We start from the raw sequence: 25,918 nt of genomic DNA on the forward strand, positions 1-25,918 counted from the left end.
CCGCAGGCCCATGAGAAATCCGCAGACCATGCTGCTTCTCTTCGTTCTGGCTTTTGCCGCAGCGCCCGTGAACCCGGCCTTTCCGATGTCCGAACCGATGACGCCGGCCGTTTTGCCGATCGAACAGGCCGCCGGTTGGAGCTGTGCTCGGGCCTCCAGCTGCGCAGAAGCCGTCAGGCAATGGTGCAACGGCTATCGCCGCGCCGACGGTGACAATGACGGCATCCCTTGCGAGAACGTCTGCCGGTCGCTCGCCGAAGTCAGACGCATCCGCGGACAGATCGGCTGTTGAGCGCGCTTACCCGAACGCCGCGAACAGCCCGTCGGCATCATCCGTGGTGATCTGGTCGACCTTCAGCGCCAGCACCTTTTCGGCATGGGCAAGGCCGGCAGCATCGGCGACCCTGATCGTCCAGGCATCGACCGTTTTTCCGGCATCGTGGAAGGCGGCGATCATGTCGAAACCGGCGTCTGCTGCAGCAAGAACCAGTTCGTAGTGGAGATAGAACATCCGCGCGTCAGGCGCGGTCTGAAGCGCTTCGGCGACGAAATCGACGTATCGCCCGTTTTCCATCACCCGCTCCATCGCCCCGTCAAGGCAGGGATCATAGCCGGTGGCAAGGCCGGGCGCGGTCTCGGCAAGCCGCTTCACCGCAGCCGCATCGCCGCCGGACAGGATCATGTGGCTGGCTACCGGGCGCACGGCCTCGCCGAAACGGGCGATGCTCTCCGGCGTGAAAGCGGCAAGCTCTTCCTTCAGGTCGAGTTGCAGAATGGCGCTGTCGGCGGCGGCGCTGGTCGCCACCAGCCGCGCCAGTTCATCAAACAGCATCACGCCTTCGCCGGTATCGCGCCCTTCGGGATCGAGAAGACGCGCGGCGCGGACCTGACCGGCGCTGGCGCTGGCGACCGGGCCGACGCCGGTGGTCGATTGTTCCAGCAGTTCGTCATGCAGCACCGCCATGGCGCCGTCGGCGGTCAGTTGCAGGTCGATCTCGCTGCTGGCGCCTGCCTTCAGCCCCTCGATGATGCGTGCGCGCGAAAACGGCGTGTCGGCGGGAAAGCGCTTGCCGCAATGCCATTTCAGCCAGGTGCGGTGGCCGTTGCGGGTAATCGCGATCGGGGCTGTCATTTCAATGTCTCCGCCTGGCTACGAAACGGGCCGCCTCGACCAGAGTTTCGGCCTTTTCCCCAAAGGGCGACAGCAGTTCTTCCGCCTCGGCCACGAGTTCGCCGAGCCTTTTTTCCGCCCATTCCGGCCCGTGCAAGGCGACCAGCGTACCCTTGCCGCGCCCCGCATCCTTGCCGGTTGCCTTGCCCATGGTTTGAGCATCCGCCGTCAGGTCAAGAAGGTCGTCTGAAAGCTGAAAGGCAAGGCCTATCACCGCGCCGTAGCGATGAAGCCGCACGCGCTCCTCCTCGCCGGCGCCCGCGATGATCGCGCCCGCCTCCGCCCCGAAGCGAATCAGCGCGCCGGTCTTCATCGCCTGCAGCATGACGATACCGTCTTCGTCGGGCGGTGATTTCTCCGCCGCCAGGTCAAGCGCCTGGCCGCCTGCCATGCCGCCGATGCCGGCCGCGCGGGAAAGGGCGGCGACCAGTTTCAGCCGAGCCTCGGGGGCAAGGGCGGTCCGGTCATCGGCGATGATGTCGAAGGCGAGCGTCAGCAGGCTGTCGCCGGCAAGGATCGCGCTCGCCTCGTCAAAGGCCTTGTGCACGGTGGGGCGGCCGCGCCGAAGATCGTCGTCATCCATCGCCGGCAGATCGTCGTGGATCAGCGAGTAGCAATGGATGCACTCAAGCGCCGCACCGACCCTGAGCGCGGCCTCTTCCGGACCATCGAAGAGCCGCGTGCCTTCGATCACCAGAAACGGGCGAAAGCGCTTGCCGCCATTGAGAACGCCATGACGGATCGCCGCCATCAGGGTTGACGGTCGCGCGGTCTCGCCCTCAAGCGGATCGGAGCCGAGAAGCCCTTCGAGGCAGGCTTCGACGCGGGTACGGGCATCTTCAAGACGGTCGGTGAACAAGTGTGCGGTCATGGACTTGTCTTGGCACGCCGCCCGGCGCCGTTCAAGCCGCAATGATCCGGCCGCAGCCTTCTTTTCAAGCAAGCCGTTTTCGCGCTATGGAGAGACGGGCATTCATGAGGGTTGGTTGATATATGGGCGAGACGCCGGACTTGGAGGAGGACAAGGCACCGCGAAGGGGTCTTTTCCGCCGTTGGCTTCGCATCACCCTGCTCGCACTTGCCGTCTTGCTGCTGCTGCCCTACCTGTTGCTGCCGCTTTATCGTCCGGCCTTCGTCCACCCTGTGTCGACGCTGATGATGGCGCGGGCGCTTTCCGGCTATGACCGGCAATGGGTCGCCTTCGACGACATTGCGCCGGTTCTGGTGCAATCCGTGCTGATGTCGGAGGACGGGCAGTTCTGCAATCATTATGGCGTCGACTGGCGCGAATACAAGGCCGTGATCGAGGACGCGCTTTCCGGCGAGAAGACGCGCGGCGCCAGCACCATTCCCATGCAGACGGTGAAGAACCTGTTCCTCTGGAACGGCCGTTCCTATGTGCGCAAGGTCCTGGAACTGCCGCTGGCCGTTGCCGCCGACGCCTTCTGGTCGAAGGAACGGATGATGGAGATCTATCTCAACATTGCCCAGTGGGGACCGGAGACCTTCGGCATCGAGGCGGCCGCGCGCGAGCAGTTCGGCGTGCCCGCCTCCGCCCTCTCGCGCCGCCAGGCAGCGCTTCTCGCCGTTTCGCTGCCGAACCCGACAGGCCGGCAGGCCGCAGCCCCCAGCGCCCATATGAACAGGCTTGCCGACCGGGTGGAACGGCTTTCCGCCCGTTCCGGCGCCTATATCAGCTGCCTTTATGACTGATATCCGATAATTCCATTGGCGCATCGCCGGCATTTGCGGTTAACTCCCGCCCGCGGAATGGCTATCGGAAAGGACGCCCCATGCGCGATCTGACGCTTTATATCGGCAACAAGCGCTATTCATCCTGGTCGCTGAGGCCATGGCTTGCCATGGAGGCCTCGGGCATTCCGTTCAAGGAAGTGCTGATCCCGTTTGATTTTCCCGCCGGCAATCCGCGTTTTCGCGAGATCTCGCCGGTCGGCATGGTGCCGGTGCTCCATCACGGCAAGGCGCGGATATGGGAATCGCTCGCCATCATCGAATATGTCGCCGAGCTTTATCCCGAGGCCCAGCTGTGGCCTGAAGACCGGATCGAACGCGCTGCCGCCCGCGCACTTTCAGCCGAGATGCATGCCGGCTTTCGGGCGCTGCGCGGCGCCTGCCCGATGAATTTCGGCCGCAAGCCCGCTCCGCTTGCGGTCAACGACGCGGTGAAGGCCGATGTGGCGCGGATCGAGACCATGTGGCGCGACGCGCTGGAGGCCTCCGGCGGCCCCTTCCTGTTCGGCCATTTCACGGCGGCGGACGCCATGTATGCGCCGGTCGTCAACCGCTTCGAGATCTATGAACTGGCCGATACGATGCCCACGCTGGCCTACATGAACGCGGTGAAAAGCCTGCCTGCCTTCCAGCGCTGGCGCGACGGGGCGCTGGCCGAAAGCTGGGTTGTTCCCGAAGACGAGGTGTGAGACGGACGCTTTCTGCCGCATGGTGCAAAAAAAAGCCGCGGGGACTGGTCAAACAGGCGCAAGACCTGTATAAGCGCGCCAAATTTCATGCATTCAAAGGCCGAAATCGCGGTGGTCATGCCCGCCGGTGACTGAGCCTTGCCGAAACTGGAGTAGTCCAATGGCTGTACCGAAAAGAAAAACGACCCCGTCCAAGCGCGGTATGCGCCGTGCTGCAGACGCTCTGAAGAACCCGACCTATGTCGAGGACAAGAATTCCGGCGAACTGCGCCGCCCGCACCATATCGATCTGAAGACCGGCATGTATCGCGGCCGCCAGGTTTTGACGCCGAAGGAAGCCTGATCGGTTTCTTGCAGACCTTATTAAAAAAGCCGCCCCTCGGGGCGGCTTTTTTTGTTTTAGAGCGCCGTGCGTCCATTCGGACGCACGGCGCTCTAACCTATTGAAACTACGCATCGGGAGCGAACGGATAACTCAGGCGGCGTCCGGCATGCGGGCGACGACTTTGATCTCGAAGTCGAAACCGGCCAGCCAGGTCACGCCGAGCGCCGTCCAGGTGGGAAAGGGCGGCGCGGGAAAGCGCTCGTTCTTGGCCGCAAGCACCGTTTCCAGCTGGTTTTCCGGGTCCGTGTGAAAGCTGGTGACATCAACGATATCGTCGAAATCGCAGCCAGCGGCCTTCAGCACATTTTCAAGGTTGGAAAAAGCAAGGCGCACCTGCGCGGCAAAGTCCGGCTCGGGTGACCCATCGGCGCGACTGCCGACCTGGCCGGAAACATAGAGCATGTCGCCCGAGCGGACGGCCGGTGAATAGCCGTGAGCGTCATAAAGAGCGTGGCGATCCCTGTCGTCAGGGTAAATGGCGTTGCGCGTTGTCATGGAAACTCTCCTTTTTTGGCGAAAAGCCGCCGCCGGACCGGCATTTCCCGGTGGCCGGGCATCTGTTATACGGCTTGTATATGAATTATTCGCATACGCCTCGTATGTCAATTGACATACGAGGCGTATATTAAGCAAGGATGATCCCATGGCGACGCGCGCCGAAAAAATGGAGGCCAATCGGGCAAGGCTGCTCGCCGCGGCCCGCAAGGCCTTTGCCGAAAAGGGCTATGCCGCAGCCTCGATGGATGAGCTGACGGCAGAGGCCGGGTTGACGCGCGGTGCGCTCTACCACAATTTCGGCGACAAGCGCGGCCTGCTCGCCGCCGTGGTCCACCAGATCGATAGCGAGATGGCGGCGGAAGCGCGCAGACAGGCTGAAAGGGCCGAGACCGCTTGGGACGCGATGCTGACGGAGGGCATCGCCTATATCGAGATGGCGCTTGAGCCGGAGGTGCAGCGCATCGTGCTGCGCGATGGCCCCGCCTTCCTCGGCGACCCTTCGCAATGGCCAAGCCAGAACGCATGCCTGGAAGAAACCAGAGGGGCCGTCGAAAGGCTGATCGCGGACGGCATTGTCAAGCCGGTGGATGCCGAGGCTGCCGCCCGTCTTTTGGCCGGCGCCGCGCTCAACGCGGCCTCATGGATTGCCGCAAGCGACCGGCCGGAGCTTGCGCTGCCGAAGGCCATCCAGGCGTTTTCGACGCTTGCGGCGGGCCTGCTGGCCGACGGGCAGGCGGGCGACTGAAGCCGATGCAAAAGCCCGCAATCCGGCCAAAGCCGAATTGCGGGCGCGCGCACCGGTTCCGACCCTCGTATTTTCGTCAGCCGATCACGGCCTCGACCTTGACAGTGGTAACGCCTTCGGCCGGCGGGGCGATCAGATTGCCCTCGATCGCATTGCCGTCGACGGTCAGCGCCACGTCATTGCCGGGGCCCTTGCGGGTGACGGCAATGTCGTAGGTCACGCCGCGCCAGGTGCGCTTCACCCTAAAGCCGGTCCAGCGTTCCGGGATCACCGGCGCGACGCGCAGGCCCTCATATTCCGGACGGATGCCGAGAATGAACTGGGTCGCGGCATAATAGTTCCAGGCCGCCGTCCCCGTCAGCCAGGAATTCTTGGCCTCGCCGTGGCGGGTCGCATCGCGGCCGGCGATCATCTGGGCATAGACATAGGGCTCCAGCCGGTGGGTATCGGAAATGCCCTCGCGCGCCGACGGATTGATGCGGGTGTAATAGTCAAACGCCGCATCGCCATTGCCAAGTACGGTCTCTCCGATCACCACCCAGGGATTGTTGTGGCAGAAGATGCCGGCATTTTCCTTGTAGCCCGGCGGATAGGTCGAGATCTCGCCATACTCGATATAATATTTGGTATAGGCCGGCTGCAGCACGACGATGCCGTGCGGCGTCGCCAGATGTTTCGCCACCGAATCGAGCGCCTTGCGGGCCTTGCCGTCTTCCACGCCGACGCCGGCGAGCGTGCAGAAGCCCTGGCTTTCGATATAGATCTTGCCTTCCGCGTTTTCTTTGGAGCCGATCGGCCGGCCGAAATCGTCATAGGCGCGGATGAACCAGTCGCCGTCCCAGCCATGTTCGCGGATCGTGGCGTCCATGTCCTTCGACACCTTTGCGTAGAACTCGGCGTCCTCCGCCTTTCCGGTCTCTTTTGCAATGTCGGACAGCTCCTTCGCCGAAAGCACCATAAGACCGGCAATGAACACGCTTTCCGCAACCTTGCCATCCTTGCTGGTGGTCGTTTGAAAACTTTCGCCGGGCGTGTCGGAGAAGCAGTTGAGGTTGAGGCAATCGTTCCAGTCGGCGCGGCCTATGAGCGGCAGGCCGTGCGGGCCGATGCGGTCCAGCGCATACTGCATGGAACGCTGGAGGTGGGCGTAGAGCGGCTCTTCCGTGCCGGGCTGGTTGTCGAACACGACGGGCTCTTCAAGGATCGAGAAGTCGCCGGTTTCCTTGAGATAGGCGGCAACGCCGATGATCAGCCAGTGCGGATCATCGTTGAAGTCGCCGCCAATGTCGTTATTGCCCTTCTTCGTCAGCGGCTGATACTGGTGATAGGCGCCGCCGGACGACAACTGAGTGGCGGCGATGTCGAGAATGCGCTCCCGGGCGCGCTCCGGAACCATGTGAACGAAGCCGAGCAGGTCCTGGTTGGAATCGCGGAAGCCGAGGCCGCGACCGATGCCGCTTTCAAACGAGGAGGCCGAGCGCGACATGTTGAAGGTCGCCATGCACTGGTACGCGTTCCAGATATTGACCATGCGGTCGGTATGGATATCGGGCGTTTCCGCCTGATAGACGCCGAGAAGATCGTCCCAGTGCTTGCCGAGCGCGGCAAACGCCGCTTCTACATTTCCGGCATCGAGATATTTGTCGATGACGGGTTTCACCGTCTTCTTGTTGATCCTCTGCGAGCCGGGCGGGTCGAATTTCGCGTCCTTGTCGTTCTCGTGATAGCCGAGCACGAAGATCACCTGGCGAGTCTCGCCGGGCTGCAACGTCATCTTCACCTGATGCGAGCCCATCGGCGACCAGCCATGGGCGACGGAATTGCGCGACCTGCCCTCGGCAACGGCAACCGGCTTGTCCCAGCCGCGCCAGGGTCCGAGGAATTCCTCGCGGGCCGTGTCATAACCGGCCAGTGGCTCGGAGCAGGCGAAATAGGCGAAATGATTGCGGCGCTCGCGATATTCGGTCTTGTGGTAGATGACCTCGTCTTCGACCTCGACCTGACCGGTCGAGAGATTGCGCTGGAAGTTGCTCTGGTCGTCCAGCGCGTCCCACAGGCAGAACTCGACCGAGGAAAACAGCGAAAGGTCTGCCGGCACGAGGCGCTCATTGGTGACGGTCAGCTGCCAGATTTCCAGCGTCTCGCCAAGCGGCACGAAATAGCGGTTGGAGACACGGATGCCGTTGCGTTTTGAACCAATCGTCGAATAGCCCATGCCGTGGCGGCAGGCGAAATCCTCGACCGCCGACTGCGTCGGCATCCAGGTTGGCGACCAGAAATCGCCGTCCTCATTGTCGCGGACATAGACGTACCGGCCGCCATTGTCATACGGCACATTGTTGTAGCGGCCGCGGGTAATGCGGCGCAGGCGCGCATCGCGGTAGTAGGAATAGCCGCCGGCGGTGCCCGACAGGATGCCGAAATAGCCCTCGCAGCCGATATAATTGATCCACGGATAGGGCGTATCAGGGCGTGTGATCACATATTCGCGCGCGACGTCGTCGAAAAAACCGTATTTCATTTTTTGAAATCCCATCCTTGGTGCAGGCTTACCGTATCGTTTCAGGTCGAACAGCCTTCGTTCCTCCAGCGCAGACTCCCTAGCACAGAAAACAGGATACCAAAAGCCAGAGATTGCGATTAATCGCATAAATTGGCACCCCAAAGCGCTTTAAACGCCAGATATTTACCTTTGTGTCAAAACCTCAAGCGCATGCAACATGACGTGCTTTCGATGCCATGTCGCTCTTGTCTGACCTGAACATCGTTAATCTGGCCGAGAATCTGTAACGTTGCAGCAAATGCCGCCGCGGCGTTTTCGACGGATTTCCGGAAACCGGCCGCACGGGTTACGACAGGCCCGAGGACGCCTTTCGCCGCACCGGCGGCGCACGCTGTTGCAAAACCTCTCCTGCCATGCGCCAATGCGCAGGGCGGAAGCCGGCTTGCGGCGCTTTCCCGATTGACAATCGAAGCCGGCCTGGTCCAGCTTCTTCGCCACCGCAAAGTCCTTTAAAAACCTTGAGTGGGGAAAGATGAAGATCATGCTGAGATCGGCAAGCGCGCTCGCGGGCGCGCTGTTCATAGGCCAGGCGGCAAGCGCCGAGACGCTGACGGTCGCCAACTGGTTGCCGCCGTCGCATCCGCTGGTGGCCGATGTGATCGCGCCTTTCGCGGCCTCGATTTCCGAAGCGACCGACGGACGGGTGACGGCCAGCATCCTTCCGGCGCCGCTCGGGCCGCCGCCGGCCCAGTACGATCTCGCCGTCAACGGCGTCGCTGATATCACCTTCGGCGTGCAGGGCTACAACCCCGGCCGTTTCCGCACCACAAACCTCGCCGAGATCCCGTTCTGGGGCGATACGGCCGAGGAAACCTCGGTGGCCTACTGGCGCACATGGGACAGCCTGCTGAAGGAAGCCGGCGAATATGACGACGTGCATGTGCTCGCCGTCTTCACCCACGGTCCCGGCCAGGTGTTCATGAAGGGCGGCGACCTTTCCGAGCTTTCGACGATCGACGGCGCGAAGATCCGCGTCGGCGGCGGCATCGTTCATGAACTGGTGAGCGCGCTCGGCGGCGTTCCGGTCGAAGGCCCCTCCTCGCAGACCTACGAGCTTCTGTCGCAGGGCGTCGCCGACGGCATCACCTTTCCCTACGAGTCCGTCAACTTCTTCGGTCTGACGGATCTGGTCGATCAGGCGCTTGTCATTCCGGGCGGGCTCTACAACACCTCCTTTTTCGTTGTGATGAACAAGGATACCTGGGAAGGGCTCTCGCCCGAAGACCAGGCCGCGATTGACAGCGTCTCCGGCGAGGCGCTGGCGCGGCTGGCGGGCCAGGCCTGGGACTCGGCTGATGCGGCCGGTTTCGAGGCCATGCAGGGCAAGGTGACCTTCCACGACGCAACCCCCGAACAGGTTGACGCGATCAGCAAAATGGTCGCGCCGGTGGTCGAGGCCAAGCTTGCCGAGATCGATGCCGCCGGCATTCCGTCCGAAAAGGCCGTTGCGATGATGAAGGAAAACATCGAAGCACTGCAGGCTGAATGAGCGACGCAGACCTTGTTTCCGAACGCGCGGGCGCCGCGAGCCCTCTGGCTCGCGGCCTTCGCATTGTCTTGAGCGTAACCGCCGGAGCCCTCTTGATGGCACTGATGTGCCTTACCGTCTTCGATGTCATCGGCCGCTATCTCCTCAATGCACCGGTCAAGGGCGCGGCGGAGCTTTCCGAACTGCTTCTCGTCTCCCTCGTCTATCTCGGCCTTCCGGCCGTCTGCCTCGACGGCGGCCATGTCACCGTTGATCTCGTGACGAAATCGCTGCCGCGCTGGAGCGAGCGTCCGCGGCTGCTTGTTACCGGTCTTGTCTCCTCCGGCGTTCTCGGCATCATCGCATGGCGGCTTTACATCTACGGCGCGCAGGTCGGCGGCTATAATCTCGTCACCAATTCGCTGCGCCTTCCCGTCGCCCCGGTCGTCTGGTTCTGCGCGGTCTTTGCCGGCCTCTCGGCGCTCATCACGCTCGCCCTCGCGCTTGCCGCGCTATTCAAGAGAATGAAATGATCGAGTGGCCCATCGGAATTGCGGCGCTGGTCGCGCTGCTCCTCGTCGGCATGCCGATCGCCTTTTCGCTGACGCTTGTCGGCGTTATCGGCACGGCCTCGATCATCGGCCTGAAGCCGTCATTCGCGCTGCTCGGCGCCACCTTCTTCGACAATGGCCGCTCCTACACGCTGACGGTGATGCCCCTTTTCCTGCTGATGGGCAATTTCGTCGTCCAGTCCGGCATTGCCCGCGAGCTTTATGACAGCGCCCATGCATGGCTCCGGCACCGCAAGGGCGGGCTGGCCCTGGCAACGGTTGCCGCCTGCGGCGGGTTTTCCTCCGTCTGCGGCTCGTCGCTGGCAACGGCTGCCACCATGTCGAGGATCGCGCTGCCCTCCATGCGCCGTTTCGGCTATCCCGACAGCCTGGCCACCGCCTCGATTGCCGCCGGCGGCACGCTCGGCATCCTGATCCCGCCCTCGGTCATTCTGGTATTCTACGGCATCATGACGCAGCAGAATATCGGCAAGCTGTTCATGGCCGGCATTCTGCCCGGCCTCCTCGGCATTTTCGGCTACGCGATCGCGGTGATGATCTCGGTGCGCCTTTCAAAGCAGGACCTACCGGCGGAGACGAAACTCCCGCTGAAGCAGCGGTTTCTGGCGCTGAAGGGCACGGCGGGCGCGCTCCTGCTCTTTGTCTTCGTCATGGGCGGCATCTATCTCGGCATCTTCACGCCAACGGAAAGCGCCGGCATGGGCGCCTTCGGCGCCTTCCTGCTCGCGCTGCTCTCCGGCCGGCTGAGACTTTCGGACCTCGGCGACATTCTCTATTCCACCGCCAAGACCACAGCGATGATGTTCTTCATCCTGTTCGGCGCGCTGACCTTCACCAATTATGTCAACCTGTCGGGCATGACGGCCGATATCCAGTCGGCCCTGTCGATGTTCGGCAACGGGCCTTATGCCACCATCATCGCCATCCTGATCGTCTATCTTCTGCTCGGCTGCGTGCTGGAGGGGCTTTCGATGATTACGCTGACCGTGCCGATCTTCTATCCGATCGTGGCGGCACAGGGCTTCGACCTGATCTGGTTCGGCATCTTCGTCGTCGTCATCACGGAAGTGAGCTACATCACACCGCCGGTCGGCATGAACGCTTTCGTGCTCAACACGGTGGTGCGCGATGTGAGCCTCAGAACGATCTTCTCCGGCCTCCTTCCCTTCGTCGCCATGGACATCGTCCGCATCGCCCTGCTGATCGCCTTCCCGGCGATCGCGCTCGCCATACCGTCGATGATGTGATCAATGTGCAGTGCCTCCCCTGACACGCGCCTTTGAAAGCTGCCCTGCGCAGACCGGATTTTGGGACGAAGGCAGCATGCTCGAAATCGACGCCGGCGCTCGCCGACAAGACGGCGGGGAAGGCCGAACCTCATTTATCTCGGCCGTTCCGATTTCTCCGGCCACTTCCCATCTAGATTTTCGCCCGCACGGCGGCTAGGATCATTCTTGTTTGGATAAGTTTATTTTTCGGGAAATCTTTTTTATCCCCTAGGGTTCGCCTCACTTTTTGCCTACAGAGCGCCTTGAAAAAACAACGGGCTGATATGAATCAAATTCAAAACCTTAACGACGACGACGAAATTGACCTCGGAAAACTCTTTCAGGTCTTCTGGCGCGGCAAGTTCATCATTGCATTTGTGACCGCCATTTTTGCGGGCTTCGGCGTTTATTACGCGATTATGCTGACGACGCCGATCTACAGCGCCAACTCCGTCGTGATGCTGAACAGCCAGTCGGAGCAGATCGTTGATCTGCCCAGTGTCCTGAGCCAGCTGACAAACGACGAAACGGTGGTTCAGACCGAGATCGAAGTCATGCGGTCCCGCATTCTTGTCGGCAAGGTGGTCGATGAGCTCGATCTCATGTCCGACCCGGAATTCAACACGACGCTGCAGGAGCCGGACCTGGCGGACCGGATAAAGGATGCGATCACGTCATTCCTGCCGGCCGGGAACAACCTCGGGGCCGATGAGGAGATCCTCTCCGAAAGCCTTCTGAGAGACCAGGTGATCGATCATGTTCTGGAAAGCTATTCGGTTCTGGTCGTGCCCAACACCACGGCGTTCAGGATAACGGCCCGCACCGAAGAGCCGGAAAAGTCGGCCCGGCTCGCCGATGCCGTGGCCGAACAATATGTTCAGAGCCAGATTGACGTCAAACGCGACGCGACCATGCAGGCGATCGACTGGTTGAGTGACCAGGTGAGCGAGTTGAGGCTGAGCCTCCAGAAATCGGAGAACGCCGTCAAGGAGTTCAAGACGAATACGCCGATGATCTCGCCTGACGTCCTGTCCGGCCTCGAGCGGCAGCTGAGATCATTGCGCGATCGGATTCAAGCGACGTCACGCGATGCCGAGGAGGCAAGTCAGTTTCTCGCCCAGGTCTCTTCGGCTGAAACCTATCCCGAAAAGGCAGCCATCGCTGACAACAGCCTGCTCGACGGTCTCGCGGTCCGGGCACAGACCGACCCCGATGCGGCCCGCCGTTTCGATGCCCAGTTCGCTTCGCTGGTCGAGCGCGCCCGGCGCTCCGTTTCGGAAGCGGATTCCCAGCTCAACACGCTGCGCACATCTGAAAGCATTCTGGAAGAGAAGATCCAGACCGAAAGCGAGGCTTTCGTTGAACTGGAACAGCTGACGCGCGAGGCGGAAGCCAATCGCACGCTTTATGAGTATTTTCTCGCCAGGCTGAAGGAGACTTCGGCACAGCAAGGCATCCAGCAATCCGATAGCCGGATCCTGTCCTATGCCGTCGTGCCGCTGGAGCCATCCCAGCCGAACAAGAAGCTGATCGTGCTGATGAGCACGTTTTTGGGCTTCGCCCTCGGAAGCGGCATCGTGCTTCTGCTCGAACTGCGCAAGCGGACCTTCCGCTCTTCCCAGGAACTGGAACAGTTCACGGGCATACGCGTGACCGGGCAGATACCGCTGATCGCCAGCCGCAACAGGAAGGGCGTGCTCAGCTACGTTCTGGAAAACCCCACATCACCCGTTACCGAGGCCATTCGCAACCTGAGAACGTCGGTGCTGCTCGGCAATATTGACCAGCCGCCCAAGCTTCTCATGACGACCTCTTCGATACCGGGCGAAGGCAAAACGACCATCGCGGCCTCTCTCGCGCTGAATTTTGTCGGCATGGGCAAGAGCGTTCTCCTCATTGAGGGCGACCTGCGCCGGCGTTCACTCGAACAGTATTTCGGCAAAAACAACAGCGGCACCGGCCTGATCTCCGCCCTTACCGGAGACACAAGCCTAAAGGACGCCGTTTCGCACCGTGCGGAATACGGGATCGACATACTCTTCGGCGAAAAGACGGAGGCAAATGCGGCCGACATTTTGACCTCGGGAAGCATGCAAAGGCTCCTGGCGGAAGCGCGGGAGGCATATGACATCGTCATCATTGACACGCCTCCCGTCCTGATCGTGCCCGATGCCCGTGTCGTCAGCCAGTTCGTCGATGCCGTCCTGTTCGTCGTGAAGTGGGATTCGACCCATCACCAGCAGGTCGAGGAAGCCATGAGCCTGTTCTCGCGCGACGTGATCGGCGGCCTTGTCCTCAACCAGATCGACCCGAAAGGCTTCAAGCGCTATGGCTATAGTTATGGCTACGGTTACGGCTATGCCGCCAATTATGGCGACGACTACTACAAGGCCGACTAGAGCGGTTCCGCCTTTGGTGGAAACGCGAATCCGCTCTATTTGCTTGTTTTGACGCATTTTCCCGAACGTCAGATGTTTTCATCTGACCGCAAAATGCTCTAGTCAAGCCTGACCGGCGCGGAAAAAGCCTGAGCCGCGCGTCCCGCCTGCAGGCGAAACGGGACGGCTCGGGACGGGACCGGTGACCGGACTTCTGACCGCCTGCGGAAGGGACTGGCTAGCCCACCCCTTCACCCAGGGTTTCTCGAGGTGGCGCAACGCGCCGGCCGCTGCAGTAAGGCGCACTCACATCGGGAAGAAGAGGCCGATCGCGAAGACGGACGTCAGGCCGACGATGATGTTCATCGGGATTCCCATCTTCAGGAAGTCGCTGAACCGGTAGTTGCCCGCGCCGTAGACAAGCGTATTGGTCTGGTAGCCGATCGGCGTCGCAAAGCTTGCGCTGGCGGAGAACATGACGGCGACGACAAAAGGCCGGGGGTCTAGACCAAGCTGGGTGGCGAGCGCAATGACAACCGGCGTGTAGACAACCGCGACGGCATTGTTGGTGACGGTTTCCGTCAGCACGGAGCCAACGAAATAGACCGCCAGCAGCATCAGCATCGGCGACAGGTTTTCCAGCCACGGCTTCAGCATGCGCACGACGAGTTCCACGGCGCCGCTGTTTTCCAGGCCGGCGCCGACGATCAGCATCGCGAAGATCAGGACGAGAATGGATCCGTCGATGGTCTGCCAGGCTTCGTCGCTGTCAATGCAGCGCAGCGCAAGGATGACTGCGACGCCCAGAAGGGCGAGAATCCCGATCGGCAGGACGTTGAATGCGGCAAGGCTGACGATGCCGGCCAGGGTCAGGACGGCAATCGGCGCCTGTCGCCGCCGGAAGGCGCGGCCGCCGGGTTCCGTAACCGAAACGACGTCCCCCACCCTCGACAAGTCGCCGAATCCTTCCGACGTGCCTTCAAGAAGAAGCTTGTCGGCCGGGCGCAACTGAACGTTGGGCAGGTCCGGCCCTGCCACATGGCTGGCTCGATAGGCGCCGAGGACGCGCATGCCGGCACGCCGCCCGAGAGCGAGATCCGCAATGCGCCTGCCCGAGCTTCTGCGTGAAGGCGACACGATGACCTCTGCCACACGAATTTCGGCATCGGGTTCCAACAGAACCGATCGCCGCAGGCCGACCTGCAGGCCGGCCAGTTCCTCGAAGGTCAGGAGCTCGGATGTCGGGGCGATGAGGATCACGGCGTCGCCCTCCTGAAGGATGTGTTCGGGGAGATCGCTTCGTTCGATCTCGCTTCCGCGCCTTATGCCCGTCACCCGGATGCCGGAACGCTGAAAATCACTGACCTCGGACAGTCGTTTGCCGACCCCGGCATAATCGGACAGCACGGTGACCTCGGACAGAAACGGCGTCTCTTCATTGCCCACAGTCTGATCCGTATCCCGGTGCGGCAGCAGGAATTTGCCGAGGACAAAGACGGACACGCCGCCCACGATCGCCGAGATGACGCCGACCGGCGCGATCTCGAAAATCGAGAAAGCATCCAGTCCGTTCTGCTGCGCCACCCCGGCGACGAGAAGATTTGTCGACGTGCCGATCAATGTACAGGTCCCGCCGAGTATCGCCGTGTAGGAGAGCGGTATCAGCAATCGCGTGGGCGCCATGCTCAGACTGGCCGCCAGGCGGACGACAACCGGAATGAGAACAAGAACAACCGGCGTGCTGTTCATGAAGGCGGAAGCCGATGCCGCGATGATGATGAAGATCACAATGGCAAGGGCGGGGTGTGATTTGGCCCGTTCCACAATGAAGTCCGCGAGGGCATCCAGCACGCCGGTGCGCAGCAAAGCCCCGGAAACCACAAACATCGCCCCGATCGTGATCGGAGCAGAGCTTGAAAACACGGCCATCACATCATCCGCCGGCACAAGGCCAAGGACGATGAACAGCGCCGCGCCGATGACGGCGGTCACATCGGGAGGGTATTTTTCGATCGTGAAGGCGGCGAAAAGAAGCGCCAGAAGCACAAGCGCCGCGATGGCAGGGGAAACGCCGATGAGCGCGATCATAACTTTCCGTTCCGCTTTCCGGCCTTAAAGCAAATGTTGATATTCATTCCCTCGCTCCCGAGGTGCTGGCGATCTCGGAAGTGACAAACGGCCCGCCTGCGAACGATCGTCGCCGCCCCGCGGGATGAACAAAGCTGCGGCGTGTCCGTTTTAATCGGCCTGTCGCATGAACACAATCGTGAAACAACGTCGCTGCCGGGCGGCCGGTTCCGAACGGCCGCTTGCCGAACGGTGCGACCTGGGCACTCGCCTTCATTCTCCCCGAGCGGACGGAAACCCGCATTCTCCAACCTTCTGCCTGAGCCGCCGGCCTCGGCGAACCATGCGGCGAGTGCCGGCCGTGAGCATCCGCTGGAGCAAAGGCAATTCCAGGCGGCTCGCTTCGCCGGCCGTATGCGCGCGACGATCTGCCGCCCGGAATGCGAGCCCGGGGATGCTGCCGCCGTTTCCGCTCCGGAGGCCGGCAGGAGCGGCAGGCCCGTCGGCGTTTGACCATGCCAAGAATCCTGATATGAAACTTTTCTGACAACGGCCTTCCAGCAGTGAACACCCATGCCAAGAAATTTCCTCGTCGTCGATCCTGAAAAGGATTTCCAGGTCATCAAGGGGCTGGCCGCGCCCGCGCGCATCGCCGTTCTCAAACTGTTGCGTCGCAAGGGCGCGCTCAATGTGAAGGAGATCGGCGAAAGCCTGGACCTGCCGCAGTCAACGGTCTCCCTCAGCGTGCAATTGCTGGAAGAGGCCGGGCTGATCCGCACGGAAAGCCAGCGGGCGCGCAAGGGAAGCCAGAAGCTTTGCACCAATATTTACGACGAGATCGCCATCGTTTTCGGCGAGGCGGCGGAAGAGCGCCGCGAGGACGGTATCGAGGTGTCGATGCCAGTCGGCCTCTACACCGCTTTCGACGTCAGCGCGCCATGCGGGCTCTGCACCGACGAGAGCATTATCGGGCTGCTCGACGTGCCCGATTCGTTTCTCGATCCGGCGCGCATGAAGGCCGGGCTGATCTGGTTCACCCGCGGCACCGTGGAATACCAGTTTCCCAATAATGCCCGGCTCGCGAACCTTGATGTCACGGAGATCGAGTTCTCGATGGAACTCTCCTCCGAAACGCCGGGGACGAACCCGGACTGGCCCTCCGATATCACGATCACCGTCAACGGCATCGACATCGGCCACTGGACATCGCCGGGCGACTACGGGGACCGCCGCGGCTCGTTCACGCCGGACTGGTGGAAGCTGAAGGGCTCGCAATACGGCATGCTGAAGCGCTTCCGCGTCTCCGGCTCCGGATCCTATGTCGACGGAATCAGGATATCCGATGTCTGCCTCGCCGACCTTCAGCTTGACCGGCACCACTCGATCCGCCTGTCGATCAGCGTGCGCGAGGACGCCCGCCATCCCGGCGGGGTCAACATCTTCGGCAAGGGTTTCGGCAATTACGACCAGGACATCGTCCTGCGCATGACCACCCAATAGAAGGCCGGAAAATTACGCCCGGAAAACATCCGCCCGGCAAAAATCGGCTTGACGAACGTTTCGATCAGGTCTTTATTATCCATAAATATTGGTTTATACCAAGAATTAAATTGCGGAGGAGATACCATGCAGGCCCGCGTTACCGCGCACAAGAACTTCACCATTTCCACGATCGATCCACGCCTCTATGGCTCGTTCCTCGAGCATCTCGGACGCGCAGTATACACCGGCATCTATGAGCCTGAACATCCCACCGCAGACGAAAACGGCATGCGCCGCGACGTCATCGATCTCGTGCGTCAGCTCGACACGCCGATCTGCCGCTATCCCGGCGGCAATTTCGTCTCGGCCTATAACTGGGAGGACGGGATCGGACCCCAGAGCGAGCGCCCCACGCGGCTCGATCTCGCCTGGCGGACAGCGGAATCCAACCAGGTCGGCATTCACGAATTCGCCCGATGGGCCGAGGCCGCCAACACCGAAATGATGCTGGCCGTCAATCTCGGCTCGCGCGGCCTCGACGCCGCCCGTAACTTTGTCGAATATGTCAACCATCCGGGCGGCACCTATTGGTCGGACCTGCGCCGCAAGAACGGTCAGGCCGACCCCTGGAACGTCAAGCTCTGGTGCCTCGGAAACGAAATGGATGGTCCCTGGCAGGTCGGCCACAAATCGGCGGCCGAATATGGCCATCTCGCCAATGAGACCGCCAAGGCGATCCGGTCTTTCGATGACAAGCTCGAACTGGTCGTCTGCGGCTCCTCCCATTCAGACATGCCGACCTTCCCGCAATGGGAGGCGACGGTTCTCGACGAGAGCTATGACCAGGTCGATTATATCTCGCTGCACATGTATTTCATGAACTACGAGAAGAACACGCGCGAGTATCTCGCGCTTCCGGAAAAGCTCGACCGCTATATCGGTTCAGTCAGCGGTGTGATCGACTATATCAAGGCGAAGAAACGCTCGAAGAAAGATGTGAAAATATCTTTCGATGAGTGGAATGTCTGGTATCATGAGCGGGAAGCAGACGAAAAACGCATGAAGGAATGGGACTGGCCGCACGCGCCGGTGCTGCTTGAGGATGTCTACAATTTCGAGGACGTTCTTCAGGTCGGATGCATCCTCAATACCTTCATCCGGCGCTCCGATGTCGTGCGCATCGCCTGCATCGCCCAGCTCGTGAACGTGATCGCGCCGATCATGACGGAGCCGGGCGGCGCGGCCTGGAAGCAGACGATCTATTATCCCTTCCAGTTTGCCTCCTGTTTCGGCAGGGGCACGGCGCTCGCTCTCGATGTCGACTGCGCGCGCTACAATGCCGATGTTGCTGCCGATGTCTCCTACCTCGACATTGCGGGCGTCCATGACGACGACGCGGGCACGCTGACCTTCTTCGCCGTCAACCGCAATGGGGAAGAGCCGATGACCATCGACCTGGCGCTGGAACGGTTCGGCGAAGCCAAATCTGTCGAGCACACGCTGATCAAGCACGAGAATCTCGAGGCGGCGAACACGAAGGACAATCCGGAGAACGTGAAGCCGGTGAAACAGGATGGCGCGACCCTGACGAATGGCAGGGTCTCGTTGACGGTGCCGCCCTATTCCTACTCGATGATCCGTGTGACGCTTTAGGCAAGGGCGGACTGGCGGGATGCGGCCCCGCGCGGCATCCCCGAAGCGCATCCGGCGTGACCGGGTGCCTCGGAAAGGTGAAGGCCGGAGGCGTTCGGCGGCTCGGACCGGGCGGCGTCCCGACCGCCAGGAGAACTGAGAATGCGCTTGGCCGTCATCATGCCGGCATTGGCGTGGCGGCGCCCGGCAGACGCATTGCACGGGATGCGATGCGTCGGAGTTTTCAACCGTGCGGCGGGAGGCCGCATTGAAAAGTGAGGAGAAGAAAATGTCGAAAATGCTTGGTGTGGCTTCGGGTGCGATCATCGCGGCGGCGGTGCTGGCCGGCCCGGTTCAGGCCCAGGAAACAGTGTCGTGGTGGGATTTCCTTTCCGGCGGCGACGGCATTCGCATGAAGCAGCTGATCTCCGATTTCAATGCCGACCACGAAGGCGAGATCACCATCGATGCGACCACGCTGGAATGGGGCACCCCGTTCTACTCGAAGGTCCGGACCTCGGCGGCGATCGGCGAAGGCCCCGATATCATGACCTACCACGCAAGCCGCATTCCGCTGGCCGTCAGTCAGGGCATCCTTCAGGAAATCACGCCGGACGACTGGTCGGCAATGGGCCTCTCCGAGGCCGATTATGCCCCTTCGACCTGGGACGCGGTGACCGTGGACGGCAAGCAGTACGCCGTTCCCTTCGACACGCACCCGATCGTCCTCTATTATAACAAGGACGCCCTCGCGGCGGCCGGGCTTCTGAGCGAGGACGGCAAGCCCATGGGTCTCGATTCCCGCGAAGGCTTCGAAGCCACGCTGAAGGGCCTCAAGGAGGCCGGGTCCGAGTATCCGCTCGCCTCGACCACTGCGGACGGCACCTTCATGTTCCGCACCATCTATTCCTTCATGGGCCAGCAGGACGGTGAACTGATGACCGACGGCGAGTTCCTCGCCGGAGACAACGCCGAAAAGCTCGAAAATACGCTCGCGGCGCTGCAGGGCTGGACCAATGAGGGGCTGCAGACGACCTATACCGACTATCCCGCGACCGTCGCCCTGTTCACCTCCGGCGAATCGCCGTTGATGATCAACGGCGTCTGGGAAGTTCCGACGATGATCGACCTGAAGGATCAGGGAAAACTGTTCGAATGGGGCGCTGTCGAGCTTCCGGTCATCTTCGACCACCCCTCGACCTATGCGGACAGCCACACCTTCGCGATTCCCGCCAATTCGGGCAAGGAGATGAGCCCGGAGAAGCGGGCTGCCGTTCTGGAGGTCATTTCGTGGATGGCCCAGAACTCGCTGTTCTGGGCGACCGCTGGCCATATTCCGGCCTACGGACCGGTGACGCAGTCGGACGAGTACCAGACCATGGAACCGAACGCGACCTATTCGAGCCTGACGGAAAACATGATCTTTGATCCCAAATCGCCGCTAGCCGGTGTGGCGGGGCCGATCTACGACGTCATGTCCACCTATTTCGTGCCGACGCTCAACGGCGAAATGGAACCGGCCGAAGCGGTGGAGGAAATCAAGTACGAGCTGAACGACCTTCAGTAATCACTCGGAACCGCCGGCGACGCCGCCGGCGGTTCCCACGTCAGCCTAACGTGATCTGAGGCCCCCCATGCTCCGCAACAAACGGAATGAAGCGATCGTCGCCCTGTTGCTGGTCGCTCCGTTCATCGTCATTTATGGACTGATCTTCGTTTATCCGACGATCCGGATGTTCATCACCTCGTTTCAGGACGCGCCGTTGATCGGTGGCGGCGAATATGTCGCCCTGGACAACTACACGCGGCTATGGGGCGACCGGCGCTTCAACACGGCCTTCTGGAACACCGCCTATTTCGTCGCCCTCACCGTTATTCCCGGAACGCTGGTGGCCTTCGGCATCGCGCTCGGCATCAACCGGCTCAAGGGCAGGCTGCAGGCGCTGATCCTGGCCCTGTTCTTCCTGCCCTATATTCTGCCGGTTTCGGTGGTCTATCTCATCTGGGACTGGACGCTCAACTTCCAGTTCGGCATCGCCATGTATCTTTTCGATCTCCTGGGCATGGAGCGGGTGCCGGTGTTCAAGTCGACCGTGTGGTTCATGCCGGCCGTCGCCATGATCACGATCTGGTGGACCGCCGGGTTTTCGATCCTGCTGTTTCTGGCGGGGCTGCGGGCAATACCCGCCGAGATCTACGAAGCGGCCGCGCTCGACAATGCGTCGCGCCTGACAACCTTCAGCCGGCTGACCTGGCCGCTGATGTGGCCGGTGACGGCGCTGGTGCTGACCATACAACTGATCTCGCAGCTGAAGATTTTCGACCAGGTCTACCTGTTTTCGACCGGCGGCCGGCCGAACGACAATCTCGTTCTCGTCTACTATGTGTTCCAGAGGGCCTTCCAGTATGATCAGGGCGGCCGTGCCGCGGCTGCGGCTGTCGTCCTGTTCATCCTCGTCATCGTGGTCTCCGTTCTCAACTTTCAGCTGACGCGACTTTCGAAAGGGAGGGCATGATGCACGCGACAACAGCAAGGCGCCTCAACATTGCCGGCCTGGCGATCACGCTTCTGACCGTCTTCATTGCCGTCGTCTGGGCCTTCCCGCTCTACTGGGGCGTCATCTCCTCGCTGAAGCCCGAAGACGAGGTCGTGCGACGCTATATCGAGCTCTGGCCGGAAACGCTCACCTTCTCGCACTACTACTTCGCGCTCACGCAGACACAGATCGGCATCTGGTACCTGAATTCCATCGTCACGGCGGTTGCCATCACCGTTCTGACCGTCGGATCCTCGATGTTCTGCGGTTACGCCATCTCGCAACTCGAATTTCCCTTCCGCAAGGTCCTGTGGGTACTGATCCTCGCAAGCTTCATGGTGCCGATGCAGGTTCTGATCGTGAACCATTTCGAGCTGATGGCCCGCTTCGGCTTCATCAACACCTGGGCCGGCATCGTTCTGCCGCAGCTGATCCATCCGGTGGTCATCATCGTCTACAAGCAGTTCTTCGATAACGTCCCGAAGGATTTCCGCGAGGCGGCGGCCATGGACAGCGCCTCCGAGTGGCGCATTCTCACCCGCATCTACATGCCGATGAACTGGGGCGTGACGACCGCACTGGCGATCGTGACCTTCATCTGGTCCTGGAACGCCTTCCTGTGGCCATTCCTGGCCGTGACGAAGACGGAAATGATGACCATCACCGTCGGCATTACCCAGGTGAACGATGCCTTCGGGGTGTATTACGCCCGCGAACTGTCCGCCGCCGTCCTGGCCGGCCTCCCCGTCGCCCTCGCCTATCTTGTCTTCCAGCGGAAGGTGACCCAGGCCATCACGCTTTCCGCCGGCATCAAGGGGTAGATCGTCGGGAAAGGCGGGACCCGCTTGTTCGTCGAAGCCGTTCATCCAGGCCGGAATGGAAACGCGATCGTCGGACCTGCCAGACCGTCGCCCGGCAATGGGGCGACATCCGCAAAGGCCGGACGCGGAAGGCAAGCCCGTCCCAGCGATTCCAAGCGTCGAGGGCGCGGCTCGGTCGGGGCCATCAGACGGAGACGCCGAGCGCCCGCCCGCAAGCGGTTCCGCCTCTCTCCTCTGTGCCGCATGCGAAACGCCGCGGGCGAATCCGCCGCGGCGCCTTGATTTTCGCAGACCCTTTGCCGGTCAGTGGACGTGGAACGCGCGTCCCGCTTCGTCAAAGAGATGACATGCCGTCGCATCGAAGGCGAGCGGCACCATGTCGCCGGTCTTGACCTCGGTCCGGCCGCTGTCGGTCGCGATCAGCTCCGTGCCGTCGGCGAGGGTGCAGTAGAGAAGCGTCCGTTCGCCAAGCCGCTCCACCACGCCGACAGTGGCCGTCGTGACGGCCGCCTGGCCGTCCCTGACGACCTGGACGGATTCCGGACGTATGCCCAGTTCATACTGCCCGGCCGCGACTTCGGGGATATCGATTTCAAGAACGGAGCCGTCATTGATGCGCACCGTATGCGCTCCGTCTCCCGACAGATCGGCCTTCAGGAAATTCATGCCCGGAGAGCCGACAAAACCGGCCACGAAACGCGAGGCCGGACGCAGGTAGACTTCCATCGGCGTGCCGATCTGCTCGATCCGGCAATTGTTGAGCACCACGATCCGGTCGGCGAGCGTCATCGCCTCGGTCTGGTCATGCGTGACATAGATCATCGTCGCCTTCATGCGGTTGTGCAGCTGGGCAAGCTCGACGCGGGTCCTGACGCGCAGCGCCGCATCGAGGTTCGACAACGGCTCGTCAAACAGAAAGGCCTTCGGTTCCTTCACGATCGCCCTGCCGATGGCGACACGCTGCCGCTGCCCCCCGGAAAGCTGGGCCGGACGACGGTCAAGCAACTCCTCCATTTCGAGCATGCGGGCCGCTTCCTGAACGCGCTCGGCAATCGCATCCGCACTCATGCCGATATTGCGCAGTCCGAAAGCCATGTTGTCGCGCACCGTCATATGCGGATAAAGCGCATAGTTCTGGAAAACCATGGCAACATTGCGCTGGCCGGGCGCCAGTTTCTCGCTGCGAACGCCATCGATCATCAACGCCCCGTCATCAATCGTCTCAAGCCCGGCGATCATGCGCAGCAGCGTCGACTTTCCCGAACCCGAGGGCCCGAGGAACACCATCAACTCCCCGGCCTCTACCGCAAGAGAGATATCGTTGATAACATTGACGTTCCCAAAACTCTTGGAAACGTTCTCGAGCTTGATTGGGGCCATTTGTTCCTCCCGAAAGGTTTTCAAACCATTCTTTCCGGTCTGCACCAGAAGTCAAGATATACAGGGCCGTTTCCGGGACTCTTTTGAGACCGGCAAAGCCGGTCGCCATCATCCGGTTGAAGGCCGCCTCCCGGTCAGCGGCCTCGCGCGGCAGGCACGACAGGGCCGGCGTCCGGAGAGGTTTCATGACGTCTCCTCGCGCCGGTCCCGTCAGCTGGGAGACTTGCGGAAAACCGCGCTGAGCCGGCATTGCTCGGCAAACACGCCCGGGGCAGATCGCGCTTCGCCCACGCCTTTGTCCTTGCGAACCACATCCTGCCAAATCCCAAGGATATGAAATTTTCTTTCATATTGAGAATATAATTTCATCCTGCATAATGATTCCCATCTTGTCCGTTTGTCTTTGCGTTTAAGCGCCGCGGCGGCGGACAACAATGTGCCACAGGGAGTGAGACAATGAAGACAATGACATCCGCACTGGCCGTATTGGCCGCAGGCATGACGCTTGCAGCCGGTTCGGCCGACGCCGCCGTTCGCCTGAAGCTGGCCGACGCGCTGGCAGCCGATCATCCCACGAGCGTGATCCTCGAGCAGTTTGCCGAAGAGGTCGAGGAAAAGACCGACGGCGAGGTCAAGATCCGGCTCTACATGAACGGCGTTCTCGGCTCCGAGCGCGAGGTTCTGGAGCAGGTGCAGAACGGCGCTGTGGACATCACCCGCGTCAGCGCCGCAAACCTTGAAAACTTCAACCCGATCTACCAGGCCTTCACGCTGCCTTATCTGTTCAACAGCCAGGAGCATTTCTACGAGGTCATGGACGGACCGATCGTCGATCCGGTCTACCAGGCTTCGCTCGACAGCGGCTTCATGGGGCTCACCTATTTCGACAGCGGCGCCCGCTCGTTCTACACCAAATCGAAATGCGTCGAGACGCCGGACGACCTCAAGGGCCAGAAGCTGCGCGTCATCAACTCGCATACCTCGATCCGGATGGTCGAACTGATGGGCGGCATTCCCACGCCCCTGCCCTACGGCGAAATCTACACCGCCCTGCAGCAGGGGGTCATCGACGGCGCCGAAAACAACCCGACGGCGCTGACGCTCGGCCGCCATGGCGAAGTGGTCAAGTGCTATTCGCTGGACGAACACCTGCGCATTCCGGACTTTCTGGTGATCTCCAAAACCGCGATGGACAAGCTGACGGACGAGCAGATCGCCATTATCAAGGAGGCCGCGGTGAACGCCACGCAGGCGCAGAAGCAGGTCTGGAACGAGGCCGTCGACGAGGCCATGCAGCAGATCGGGGAAATGGGCGTCACCATCGTGACCCCCGACAAGGCGCCTTTCCAGGAGAAGGTTGCCCCACTGATCGAGGAATACAAACAGGATCCGGCAATCGGCCAGTTGGTCGACGCCATCCAGAGCGCTCAATAAGGTCCTCCCGGACATGACGGCGAAGGCGCTTCTTGTCTCATAAAACAGGGAGCGCCTTTTCTTTTCCAGACGTTGCTGCGGCAACGTTTCCTCCATCAAAAGACTGGAAGAAACCCATGATCACCGATGATTTTCACCTTTCCGGAAAAACGGCCATCGTCACCGGCTGCGATACCGGCCTTGGCCAGGGCATGGCCGTCGCGCTGGCCGAAGCCGGCGCGGATATTGTCGGCGTCAATATCGTCGCGCCGACGGAAACGATCGCCGAGGTCGAGGCGCTTGGACGCCGCTTCGTGTCGATCGAAGCCAATCTTATGAAGCAGGACGACATCCCTCAGATCGTGGACACGGCCGTTCGCGAATTCGGCAAGATCGACATTCTGGTCAACAATGCCGGCATTATCCGCCGCGAGGATGCCGTCGACTTCTCCGAGAAGGACTGGGACGACGTGATGAACATCAACATCAAGAGCGTCTTCTTCCTCTCCCAGGCCGTCGCCCGCCGGTTCATCGCACAGGGCCATGGCGGCAAGATCGTCAATATCGCCTCCATGCTGTCGTTCCAGGGTGGGATTCGCGTGCCCTCCTACACTGCCTCGAAAAGCGGCGTCATGGGCATCACCAAACTGATGGCGAATGAATGGGCGCATCACGGCATCAACGTCAACGCCATCGCCCCCGGCTACATGGCAACCAACAACACCGCGGCGCTCAGGGCCGACGAAGAGCGCAGCAACGAGATCCTCGGTCGGATTCCTGCCGCGCGCTGGGGCTTGCCGCGCGATCTCGCGGGACCGGTGGTCTTCCTTGCCAGCGACGCCTCCTCCTATGTCAACGGCTATACCATCGCCGTCGATGGCGGCTGGCTCGCCCGCTGAGGCCACGCCTGCTTGCGGATCGCCGGTCAGGCGGTCCGCCTTCAACACGCTTCACTCAGAAAAACGCGGCGGCGCGCATCGGCGCGGCGGCTTCTGCGCGTTGCCGAGCGCGACAGGGCATGCCGCCATCACATCCTGATATGAAATATTCTTTCATATTTCGCAATTAGTTTTCATGATGCATGATATTGCCATCAT

22 protein-coding genes are annotated in these 25,918 nt (G+C 61.4%); 16 read left to right on the forward strand and 6 right to left on the reverse strand.

Translation table 11 applies throughout. The features are described 5' to 3' along the window. The first annotated feature begins 10 nt into the window (after positions 1 to 10). Positions 11 to 292 (forward strand): excalibur calcium-binding domain-containing protein, encoded by a 282-nt coding sequence (locus AZF01_RS16965; RefSeq protein ID WP_024709972.1) that lies wholly within the window; start codon positions 11 to 13, stop codon positions 290 to 292. Positions 293 to 298: 6 nt separating this feature from the next. Here the strand turns inward: AZF01_RS16965 and AZF01_RS16970 are convergent, their stop codons facing one another. Next, the gene (locus AZF01_RS16970) at positions 299 to 1,132 is read right to left on the reverse strand and encodes a glycerophosphodiester phosphodiesterase family protein (protein WP_024709971.1); all 834 of its coding nucleotides are present in this window, start codon (positions 1,130 to 1,132) and stop codon (positions 299 to 301) included. A 1-nt stretch (position 1,133) separates the two neighbouring features. Next, positions 1,134 to 2,042: a polyprenyl synthetase family protein gene (locus tag AZF01_RS16975; protein WP_024709970.1), complete on the reverse strand. Its 909-nt coding sequence runs from the start codon at positions 2,040 to 2,042 to the stop codon at positions 1,134 to 1,136. A 122-nt stretch (positions 2,043 to 2,164) separates the two neighbouring features. Here AZF01_RS16975 and AZF01_RS16980 point away from each other — a divergent pair, with 122 nt between their 5' ends. The 3 genes from AZF01_RS16980 to rpmF all read left to right on the forward strand — a co-directional run bounded on the left by AZF01_RS16980 (position 2,165) and on the right by rpmF (position 3,955). Beyond that, positions 2,165 to 2,884 (forward strand): biosynthetic peptidoglycan transglycosylase, encoded by a 720-nt coding sequence (locus tag AZF01_RS16980; protein ID WP_081725891.1) that lies wholly within the window; start codon positions 2,165 to 2,167, stop codon positions 2,882 to 2,884. A gap of 80 nt (positions 2,885 to 2,964) precedes the next feature. Beyond that, positions 2,965 to 3,612: a glutathione S-transferase family protein gene (locus AZF01_RS16985; RefSeq protein WP_024709969.1), complete on the forward strand. Its 648-nt coding sequence runs from the start codon at positions 2,965 to 2,967 to the stop codon at positions 3,610 to 3,612. A gap of 160 nt (positions 3,613 to 3,772) precedes the next feature. Beyond that, positions 3,773 to 3,955, forward strand: a complete 183-nt coding sequence (gene rpmF, locus AZF01_RS16990) for a 50S ribosomal protein L32 (protein ID WP_024709968.1) — start codon at positions 3,773 to 3,775, stop codon at positions 3,953 to 3,955. Positions 3,956 to 4,087: 132 nt separating this feature from the next. Here rpmF and AZF01_RS16995 read toward each other — a convergent pair whose 3' ends face one another. Then, positions 4,088 to 4,492 carry a RidA family protein gene (locus tag AZF01_RS16995; RefSeq protein ID WP_024709967.1) on the reverse strand — a complete coding sequence of 135 codons (405 nt, stop codon included), beginning with the start codon at positions 4,490 to 4,492 and terminating at the stop codon, positions 4,088 to 4,090. 148 nt (positions 4,493 to 4,640) lie between these two features. On the opposite strand from AZF01_RS16995, the gene AZF01_RS17000 reads away from it, so the two are divergent. Continuing rightward, the gene (locus tag AZF01_RS17000) at positions 4,641 to 5,240 is read left to right on the forward strand and encodes a TetR/AcrR family transcriptional regulator (RefSeq protein WP_024709966.1); all 600 of its coding nucleotides are present in this window, start codon (positions 4,641 to 4,643) and stop codon (positions 5,238 to 5,240) included. A 76-nt stretch (positions 5,241 to 5,316) separates the two neighbouring features. On the opposite strand, the gene AZF01_RS17005 is transcribed toward AZF01_RS17000, so the two are convergent. Beyond that, positions 5,317 to 7,761 carry a GH36-type glycosyl hydrolase domain-containing protein gene (locus AZF01_RS17005; RefSeq protein WP_024709965.1) on the reverse strand — a complete coding sequence of 815 codons (2,445 nt, stop codon included), beginning with the start codon at positions 7,759 to 7,761 and terminating at the stop codon, positions 5,317 to 5,319. A gap of 523 nt (positions 7,762 to 8,284) precedes the next feature. On the opposite strand from AZF01_RS17005, the gene AZF01_RS17010 reads away from it, so the two are divergent. The 4 genes from AZF01_RS17010 to AZF01_RS17025 all read left to right on the forward strand — a co-directional run bounded on the left by AZF01_RS17010 (position 8,285) and on the right by AZF01_RS17025 (position 13,510). Next, positions 8,285 to 9,292: a TRAP transporter substrate-binding protein gene (locus tag AZF01_RS17010; protein WP_244435618.1), complete on the forward strand. Its 1,008-nt coding sequence runs from the start codon at positions 8,285 to 8,287 to the stop codon at positions 9,290 to 9,292. Positions 9,293 to 9,387: 95 nt separating this feature from the next. Further along, a complete protein-coding gene (locus AZF01_RS17015; RefSeq protein ID WP_244435617.1) occupies positions 9,388 to 9,804 on the forward strand; it encodes a TRAP transporter small permease in 417 nt (138 codons plus the stop codon). Then, positions 9,801 to 11,090: a TRAP transporter large permease gene (locus tag AZF01_RS17020; RefSeq protein WP_024709962.1), complete on the forward strand. Its 1,290-nt coding sequence runs from the start codon at positions 9,801 to 9,803 to the stop codon at positions 11,088 to 11,090. The genes AZF01_RS17015 and AZF01_RS17020 overlap by 4 nt, the downstream gene beginning before the upstream one ends. 305 nt (positions 11,091 to 11,395) lie before the next feature. Next, positions 11,396 to 13,510 carry a polysaccharide biosynthesis tyrosine autokinase gene (locus AZF01_RS17025; RefSeq protein ID WP_024709961.1) on the forward strand — a complete coding sequence of 705 codons (2,115 nt, stop codon included), beginning with the start codon at positions 11,396 to 11,398 and terminating at the stop codon, positions 13,508 to 13,510. Positions 13,511 to 13,795: 285 nt separating this feature from the next. On the opposite strand, the gene AZF01_RS17030 is transcribed toward AZF01_RS17025, so the two are convergent. Further along, entirely contained in the window at positions 13,796 to 15,577 is a 1,782-nt protein-coding gene (locus tag AZF01_RS17030) for an SLC13 family permease (RefSeq protein ID WP_024709960.1), read from the reverse strand. Between the two features lie 552 nt (positions 15,578 to 16,129). Between AZF01_RS17030 and AZF01_RS17035 the strand changes: the two genes are divergently transcribed. From AZF01_RS17035 to AZF01_RS17055, 5 genes are all read left to right on the forward strand, one after another. Further along, positions 16,130 to 17,056, forward strand: a complete 927-nt coding sequence (locus AZF01_RS17035; RefSeq protein ID WP_024709959.1) for a transcriptional regulator — start codon at positions 16,130 to 16,132, stop codon at positions 17,054 to 17,056. Between the two features lie 126 nt (positions 17,057 to 17,182). Continuing rightward, positions 17,183 to 18,691 (forward strand): alpha-N-arabinofuranosidase, encoded by a 1,509-nt coding sequence (locus AZF01_RS17040; protein ID WP_024709958.1) that lies wholly within the window; start codon positions 17,183 to 17,185, stop codon positions 18,689 to 18,691. A gap of 277 nt (positions 18,692 to 18,968) precedes the next feature. Next, positions 18,969 to 20,237: an extracellular solute-binding protein gene (locus AZF01_RS17045; RefSeq protein WP_197489668.1), complete on the forward strand. Its 1,269-nt coding sequence runs from the start codon at positions 18,969 to 18,971 to the stop codon at positions 20,235 to 20,237. A gap of 67 nt (positions 20,238 to 20,304) precedes the next feature. After that, on the forward strand, positions 20,305 to 21,186 hold the full coding sequence (locus tag AZF01_RS17050) for a carbohydrate ABC transporter permease (protein ID WP_024709956.1): 882 nt from the start codon (positions 20,305 to 20,307) through the stop codon (positions 21,184 to 21,186). Further along, a complete protein-coding gene (locus tag AZF01_RS17055; RefSeq protein WP_024709955.1) occupies positions 21,186 to 22,028 on the forward strand; it encodes a carbohydrate ABC transporter permease in 843 nt (280 codons plus the stop codon). The genes AZF01_RS17050 and AZF01_RS17055 overlap by 1 nt, the downstream gene beginning before the upstream one ends. Before the next feature lie 303 nt (positions 22,029 to 22,331). Here AZF01_RS17055 and AZF01_RS17060 read toward each other — a convergent pair whose 3' ends face one another. Continuing rightward, positions 22,332 to 23,408 carry an ABC transporter ATP-binding protein gene (locus AZF01_RS17060; RefSeq protein ID WP_024709954.1) on the reverse strand — a complete coding sequence of 359 codons (1,077 nt, stop codon included), beginning with the start codon at positions 23,406 to 23,408 and terminating at the stop codon, positions 22,332 to 22,334. A 456-nt stretch (positions 23,409 to 23,864) separates the two neighbouring features. Between AZF01_RS17060 and AZF01_RS17065 the strand changes: the two genes are divergently transcribed. Both AZF01_RS17065 and kduD read left to right on the forward strand, forming a co-directional pair. Then, on the forward strand, positions 23,865 to 24,842 hold the full coding sequence (locus tag AZF01_RS17065) for a TRAP transporter substrate-binding protein (RefSeq protein ID WP_036238352.1): 978 nt from the start codon (positions 23,865 to 23,867) through the stop codon (positions 24,840 to 24,842). A 116-nt stretch (positions 24,843 to 24,958) separates the two neighbouring features. After that, positions 24,959 to 25,720, forward strand: a complete 762-nt coding sequence (gene kduD, locus AZF01_RS17070; protein ID WP_024709952.1) for a 2-dehydro-3-deoxy-D-gluconate 5-dehydrogenase KduD — start codon at positions 24,959 to 24,961, stop codon at positions 25,718 to 25,720. Positions 25,721 to 25,918: the final 198 nt, after the last annotated feature.

Source organism: Martelella sp. AD-3, from assembly GCF_001578105.1.
Classification (GTDB): domain Bacteria; phylum Pseudomonadota; class Alphaproteobacteria; order Rhizobiales; family Rhizobiaceae; genus Martelella.